At 69.5% G+C, this 7208-nt stretch carries 5 protein-coding genes and 2 pseudogenes; 3 read left to right on the top strand and 4 right to left on the bottom strand.

Features of this window, described 5'->3' with window-relative positions:
* Positions 1 to 227 precede the first annotated feature (227 nt).
* Positions 228 to 1087 (top strand): annotated as a pseudogene (locus ACIRP2_RS38490) (IS630 family transposase).
* Here the strand turns inward: ACIRP2_RS38490 and ACIRP2_RS38485 are convergent.
* Complete coding sequence (locus ACIRP2_RS38485) at positions 1057 to 1830, bottom strand: ABC transporter permease subunit (protein ID WP_404258418.1); 774 nt, start codon at positions 1828 to 1830, stop codon at positions 1057 to 1059. The pseudogene ACIRP2_RS38490 and the gene ACIRP2_RS38485 overlap by 31 nt on opposite strands.
* Positions 1830 to 2747 carry an ABC transporter ATP-binding protein gene (locus ACIRP2_RS38480; RefSeq protein ID WP_404258417.1) on the bottom strand — a complete coding sequence of 306 codons (918 nt, stop codon included), beginning with the start codon at positions 2745 to 2747 and terminating at the stop codon, positions 1830 to 1832. The genes ACIRP2_RS38485 and ACIRP2_RS38480 overlap by 1 nt, the downstream gene beginning before the upstream one ends.
* Positions 2748 to 2926: 179 nt before the next feature.
* On the opposite strand from ACIRP2_RS38480, the gene ACIRP2_RS38475 reads away from it, so the two are divergent.
* Positions 2927 to 4135 carry a sensor histidine kinase gene (locus ACIRP2_RS38475; RefSeq protein ID WP_404258416.1) on the top strand — a complete coding sequence of 403 codons (1209 nt, stop codon included), beginning with the start codon at positions 2927 to 2929 and terminating at the stop codon, positions 4133 to 4135.
* Entirely contained in the window at positions 4132 to 4854 is a 723-nt protein-coding gene (locus tag ACIRP2_RS38470) for a response regulator (protein ID WP_404258415.1), read from the top strand. Before ACIRP2_RS38475 ends, ACIRP2_RS38470 begins: the two co-directional genes overlap by 4 nt.
* A 341-nt stretch (positions 4855 to 5195) precedes the next feature.
* Here ACIRP2_RS38470 and ACIRP2_RS38465 read toward each other — a convergent pair.
* Both ACIRP2_RS38465 and ACIRP2_RS38460 read right to left on the bottom strand, forming a co-directional pair.
* Positions 5196 to 5372, bottom strand: a pseudogene (locus tag ACIRP2_RS38465) (IS6 family transposase); the annotation flags it as partial.
* Positions 5373 to 5620: 248 nt separating this feature from the next.
* Positions 5621 to 6889 carry a wax ester/triacylglycerol synthase domain-containing protein gene (locus ACIRP2_RS38460; protein WP_404258414.1) on the bottom strand — a complete coding sequence of 423 codons (1269 nt, stop codon included), beginning with the start codon at positions 6887 to 6889 and terminating at the stop codon, positions 5621 to 5623.
* Between the last annotated feature and the right edge of the window lie 319 nt (positions 6890 to 7208).

The following is a 7208-nucleotide window of genomic DNA, read 5'->3' as shown; positions in this document are numbered from 1 at the left end:
GCTGAAACAACTCCCACAACTCATCCGGCACCAGCCGCTCAACGATCCCCACCATGACCGGCAGCCTACCGATCCCACCAAATGAGATGACTTCTTAACGGACATGGGTTACCGGATCATTGTGGCGACCACGACGCTGCCTCTGCTGGTGCCGCATCAGGCGCTCGCGGCCGACTCCAACGACTCCTCCTGAACCTGCCGTTCCGGCGGCATCGGGCCGCCAGGCCATGCGGACGGAGGAACGGGTGCGTGTTCGCGAGATCGACGACGACGAGGGCCGACGGCTACTGCGGATCATCCGAAGGGGCATCGGGTCAGCGGTGGCCTGGCGGCGCGCGCAGATGATGCTGCTGTCCGCCCAGGGCATGTCGGTCGCGGAGATCGCCCAGGTGTCGTTCGCCAGTGACGACCGGGCCCGCGACGTGGTGGGCCTTTACCTGGACCGCCCGAGAGAGCGCTCGTCCTCTGCGTGGACGAGAAGTCGTAGATCCAGGCCCTGGACCGGTCCCAGCCGGACCTGCCGATGGTGCCCGGTGTTCCCGAACGCCGCAGTCACGATTACGTCCGGGCCAGCACGACGACCCTGTTGGCCGTCCTTGAGGTCGCCTCCGGCAAGGTCATCGGATCCCTCCACCGCCGCCATAGGTTGGTGGAGTTCAAGCAGTTCCTCGCCAAGCTCGACAAGGAAGTCCCCGAGAGCCTCGAAGTCCACCTGATCCTGGACAACTACCAGGCCCGCAAGATGCCCGACATCAAGCGGTGGCCGCTGGCGCACCCACGGTTCCACCTGCACTTCCCGCCGACCGGCGCGTCCTGGCTGAACCTGGCGGAACGGTGGTTCGCCGAGCTCACCCAGAAGAAGCTCGAACGCGGCGTCCACCGCTCCGTCCAAGCCCTCGAACACGACATCCGGGCCCGGCTCGCCGACTGGAATGAGCATCCCCGACCGTTCGTCCGGACGAAGACAGCCGACGAGATTCTCGACAAAGTCGCCGCCTACTGCCGACGAATCTCCGACTCAGGTCACTGGCCATGTGGGACCGTCTGTTTGTCCCGTCAGGCGTCCCGTCGGCGCAGGACCAGGTAGCCGCCGATCAGGGCGGCGGCGGTCCAGGCCAGCAGGATGGCGAGCGCCGCCCCCGATCCGTAGCCGGGTCCGTAGCGTCCGTCGCTGGGCGGGCCGGCGATGTGCATCAGTTCCAGGCCGGCCTGGTCGGGCAGGTACTGCAGGGCGGGTCTCAGGGCGGGGATATTGCCGAGTCCCTGGGAGCCGAGGAACAGCAGCGGGAGCAGGATGCCCATCGAGATCGCCGAGCTCCGCACGACGGTCGCGATCCCCATGGAGAAGGCGCAGATCAGGGTCAGGTAGACGACGGCCCCGGCGAGCGCGGCCGGGACTCCGTCCGTGGTGAGGCCGGTGCCGTACGGGCCGAGCGCCGCCTGTGCCGCGACGAACGTGACGAGGACGATCACCGTCGAGGCGGCGAGGGCGGTCAGGGTGCCGGCCACCACCGTGCCGCCGTAGAGCAGACCACGTCCCGGCATCGCGGTCAGCGAGGTCCGGATCGATCCGGACGAGTACTCGGCACCGACGAGCAGGGAACCGAGCACGACGAGAGCGAGCTGCCCGAGGGTCACGCTGTACAGGGCGGCGACCAGCGGATCGAAGTTGACGACATGCTCGATGTTGTTGCGCCAGTTGAACGCGATGAGCGTGCCGATGCCGGTGCTGAGCGCGAAAGCGAGCAGCAGCGTGAAACCGGTCGAGCGCACGGTCCACACCCTGGTCCATTCGGCGGCGAGAACCGCCCGGGGCGAGTTGCTGGCCATCACTGTGTTCCTCCTGGCCGCTCCGCCCGGTACTCGACCGCGTCGGCGGTCAGCCGCATGAACGCCTCTTCCAGCGACGCGTGACTCCGTGTCACCTCGTGTACCGGCACCGCGTGGGCCGCCACGAGTTCGCCGATCCGCTCCGGGCCGGCAGCCGCGTTCAGGCTCCCGTCCGCGCAGTCGGTGACCTCGATCCCCGCGCCGGCCAGCACGTGGCGGAGCCGCTGTGGCTCCGGCGTACGCACCCGCACACCCGCTTTCGTATGCTTGTCGATGAACGCGCTCATGCCGGTGTCCGTGAGGAGCCGACCACGGCCGATCACGACCAGGTGATCGACGGTGAGCGCCGCCTCGCTCATCAGATGGCTGGAGATCAGCACGGTGCGCCCCTCGGCCGCCAGGTCCCGCAGGAGGCGGCGGATCCACAGGACGCCCTCCGGATCGAGTCCGTTGACCGGCTCGTCGAGCACCACGACGGCTGGTTCGCCGAGCAAAGCCGCCGCGATTCCCAGCCGTTGGCGCATACCCAGCGAGAACGTCCCCGTCCGCCGACGCGCGACGCCCTCCAGCCCCGCCAGCTCGATCACCTCCTGCACGCGGCGCGCCGGGATCCGGTTGCTCCGAGCCAGGCACCGCAGATGGTTCAGCGCGGTCCGGCCGGGGTGCACGGCTCCGGCGTCGAGCAGAGCGCCCACCGTACGCAGCGGCTCGCGCAGCTGTCGGTACGGTGCGCCGTCGATCCGCACCTCGCCGGACGTCGGCCGGTCCAGGCCCAGCATCATGCGCATCGTGGTGGACTTTCCGGCGCCGTTCGGGCCCAGGAACCCGGTCACCAGGCCGGGCCGTACCCGGAAGCTGAGCCCGTCCACCGCCGTGGTGTTCCCGTAACGCTTGGTCAGTTCGGTCACTTCGATCATGTCGGCGATGGTCCGGGAAGCGGGGCCCCCGCCACATCCGGCCCGGGGCCGACCGTCTTTCCTCCACCCCCGGGTGGAGACGGGCCGGCACAGGAGTCCGCGCCTCCGACCGTGGGGGGAGCGCCGGGTTCAACCGCCGGGCGGAGGTGGCGCGCCGTACGCCTGGATAGGGTCGAGTGGTGCGAGCAGGTACTCCTGAGGTGGACCCGGACGACCATCCGATCCTGGCCCGGCGGCTGAGCCGGCGCCAACACATCGCCCTGGACTGCGCGTTCGTTTTCCTCTACGCGGCCGCGCTGCTGCTGACCGGTTCGACAGCCGACGCGCCGTCGTCCACGGCACCCTCCCCGGCCCCGGTGCCGTGGGAGCGGCTCGTGCTCATTGCCGCGGCCACCGCGCCCGTCGCCGTACGGCGGATCTGGCCGTTGCCCGTGTTCGTGTTTGTGCTGGCGGTGACCGTCGTCGCCGTCGTACGGGACGCCACCTGGGACCCGTTCCTGGCAGCGGCGTTCGCCATGTACACCGTTGCCCTCACGGTGCCGTCGCACCGTTGGTGGCAGAGATGGCTGCCCGGACTGGCGCTGGCGGCCTTGGCCCTGGCCGGTGCCGCCGGAGCGACGCACGCGGACGACGCGTACTGGTGGCGCGGCGGCCCGGGGCTGCTGCTGCTCGGTTTCACCGCGCTGCTCGGCGCCTGGCAGCTGGGGCGGGCCGCACGGCAGCGGCGCGCGTTCGCCATCCGGGCGGCGGAGCAGCTCGCGCAGCGAGCCGTCACGGAGGAACGCCTGCGAGTCGCCCGCGAACTGCACGACGTCGTCACCCACAGCATGGGCCTGATCGCGGTCAAGGCCGGTGTCGCCAACCACGTGCTGCACGTCAGGCCGCAGGAGGCGCACGACGCGTTGCAGGTCATCGAACGCACGAGCCGCACCGCGCTGAACGACATGCGCCGGATGCTCGGTGTGCTGCGCACCCCCGAGGGCGAGCGGCAGCCGGCCTCCCTCGGCCCGGTTCCCGGCGCCGTCGCACTTTTCGAACTCGTCGGGCAGGCCGGTGCGCAGCTGACGACGCACGGTGTCGAGAACCTGCCCGACGGAGTCGCGCTGGCCGTCTACCGGATAGTCCAGGAGGCGCTCACCAACGTCGCCAAGCACGCCGGACCGGAATCCCGTTGCAGGGTGGTGGTCGCGGCGAACGGCCGCGACGTCCGGATCGACATCACCGACGACGGTGGCGGCCGGGTGCCCCCGACGAAGACGACCGGCGGCCATGGCATCGTCGGTATGCGCGAACGCGTCGCCATGTACGGCGGCACCCTCACCGCCGGACCGCGCCCGGAGGGCGGCTTCGCGGTACACGCGTCCCTGCCGTACGAGGAGAGCACATGACCCGGCCCGCCGCCGACCCGTTTGCCGACCCGTCCGGCACTCCGGTCCGGGTCCTGATCGCCGACGACCAGGCGCTGCTGCGCGGCAGCCTCCGGGTGCTCGTCGATGCCGAACCCGGCCTGGTGACCACATCGGAGGCGGCGAACGGGGCGGAAGCGGTGTACTGCGCCCGGCAGGATCTGCCGGACGTGGTCCTGATGGACGTACGGATGCCCGGGACGGACGGCATCGAGGCGACCCGGCAGATCTGCAGTTCTCAGAGCACCGCGAACGTCAAGGTGCTGATGCTGACGATGTTCGACCTGGACGAGTACGTCTACGCCGCGCTGCGGGCCGGCGCCAGCGGCTTCCTGCTCAAGGACACGCCGCCCAGCGAACTGATCGCCGCGATACGGGTCGTCGCCGGAGGCGATGCGCTGCTGGCACCGGCCGTGACGCGGCGCCTGATCGCGGAGTTCGCCCATCGCCCACAGCCCTCGCAACCCCTGCCGCACACCCTGGACGGTGTGACCGGGCGCGAGCGCGATGTCCTCACCCTCATCGCCCGCGGCCTGTCCAACACCGAGATCGCCGAACGGCTTTACCTTGGAATCGCCACCGTGAAGACCCACGTCGGCCATCTGCTCACCAAGCTTGACTGCCGCGACCGCGCGCAGTTGGTCATCGTCGCGTACGAGAGCGGCCTGGTCACGGCGGTACGGCCCCCGATCGCTCCCTGAAGACCGCTCTCCGGCACCGCGGCCGGAGGCCTCACCCTATTGCGGACGATGTGGGTCCCGAAGAGGTGCGGGTTGTTTTCGGCATTCCGATCACACAGCACCGCACGATGCGACAACAACCGCAGACCGCAGAGAAGACCGTGCTCGCCGCGCCGCCGAACACGGTGGGTTGGTGACGTGAGTGGACTTCGCATGACCCGCCCGACCGTCGAGGCGCTGCGCATGCTGCTGGCGGCGCCGGCCCACGGGCCGCTGTAGGCCGCGAGGCGTTGTCACGTTGTTGGGTGTGTGGGTGTCTGACGTGTGTCGAGGTGTGGTGGGGCCGGGTGCTTGCCCTGGGCTCAGGCCGCGGTGGGCCGGCTGGTGACGCCGGTGATCTGCTCCCAGATGGTGAAGCGGACGGTCAATTCGGCGCGGTGGTGGGTGCCGGTCATCAGGTGGCGGCGGGGCCGGAAGTGGGGTGAGATGCCGCTGAACGCGGACAGGAACCGCTGCGCGGCGCCGACGCTGCGAAAGCCCGAGCATCCCCCCACCCCGCCAGGCAACGTGACAGCGCCCTCATGCGTGTTGTCGCGCGCGATACCGATGTGCGAGAACCTGTCCGATCATGCCGGCTCGTTCCCGGGAAGCGGATGTCTTCCGAGAGAGCCGGGATCAGCCCCCCCTCTGCAGCTGTGCGGCAGGGCACGGAGCGGGCAGTGTGACGGCCGGTCCGCCCCGGGCCGGCGAAGGCCCCGAGGGCGGCTGTGTCTGTGAAGAAGCAGGTCTACCTGCTCGGGGCTGTGCTGTGGCCGGACATCTGGAGATTCTTCAGCGCGTCGTGCCAACGCTGGGGGAGCGTGGACAGACCGGGAAGGGAGGAGTCCGTCACGAAGCACGCCACCGAGGTTTCGCCGTGGGTGATGATCAGTACGGTGAAGGGAAACCCCTCCGGGAGACACATCAGGGGGTCGAGCCGTACCACCTCGGCGCCAAGAACGGCCAGTGGGTGACGTAGCGTCAGGTTGGACACGATCGGCATGGTCCGGGACGGCGTCCCGAGCGACCTGAGCTGCAGGCCGGCGAGCCGATGAGGCATGCTCCGGCCGAGCCGGTCGAGTACGAGCCGCATGGCGGGGTTGCTCAACACCTTGGTGGAGGAACGCACTTGTGCCAGGTGTTCGGCGGGAGTCGCGGGGAGCGCGGGCACGCGCACCGGGGAGAGCACCAGATGGTTCCCGGGCATGGAGAGTTGCCGACTCGTCCGCACGTTGGCCGGCACCAGCATGCAGACCTCGTCCTGCCGCGCCGATCCCGTACCGAACTCGGCCGCCCAGTCCCGTACCGCGCGTGTCGTCGCGGCGAGGAACACGTCGTTGCGGGTGCTGCCGTCACCAGCGGGTGGGCGGAGCCAGGCGGACGGGACGGCGACGCACTCGAGATCCCGTGTGCTGGAGAAGTGATGCCCCGGGGCCTGCCACGCCCGGCTCGGCCTGAGGAGCCGCAGCATCAGGGCTCCAGCCCGGAACCAGTCCCCCGGCCGTGACAGCCGGACCCCTTCCCCCTTCCTGTACGGGGCCGACGACTCGTGTGGCGCGATGGGTGACGGGGAGAACAGTGCCTCCAGCGTGTGCAGCATGCCGGCACCGTCCTGGAGGGCATGGTGAACCCGGTACACCAGGGCATGCCGGCCGGACTTGTCATCGTGAAGGAGGGTCAGCTGCCAAGGAGGCGCATCCTCGGAGAGTGGGGCTCGGAGGATTTCTCGCGCGGCACCGTGCAAGGCGCCGTCTCCCGGCGGAAGTGCTCGCTCCTGTACATGCGCAGCGAGGTCGGGATGCTTCGTGCGCCAGCTGCCGGTCCGGGCGTCCAGAACGGTGCACAGACCGGGGAGCCGGCTGATCCGCGCCTCCAGGTGACGACGCAGATCATGAAGGCTTGGCGGCGTCCCACGCAGGTGAAGCACGCATCCGAAGTGCGCGTGCGCGTCGGTACCGTGGACCGGGTATGCCTGAATGGCACGGTCCAGCGGGGTCGCCCGCTTCCGGTCACGCATGTTTCGCTCCCTACAGACAGTCCCACGGCTGCACTCGATGCGACATCATGGCGTCAGGCCGCCATGACCCGAGGCCAGATGCGTCGGCATCACCTGAATGAACTACCGATCGACGACGATCGACCAGGTCACCGCCTTGCCCGCACTGCGCGATGTCGATGCACTCATAACAACTCCGCCCCCTTGGGGTGTCGTAACGAGTGGCGAACCAGGTGACAAGTAGCTGGTCATCCGCGCCACCCGTGACCTGCTGCCCGACCCGGGCCGCTCCATCAGCTCGATCGCCAAGTCGCTGGGCGTCTTTCCGGGCATGCTCCGC

Origin of the sequence: Streptomyces sp. NPDC101194 (assembly GCF_044767885.1) — a bacterium.
In the GTDB taxonomy this organism is placed as follows: domain Bacteria; phylum Actinomycetota; class Actinomycetes; order Streptomycetales; family Streptomycetaceae; genus Streptomyces.
This window is presented reverse-complemented; position numbering and strand designations above follow the sequence as displayed.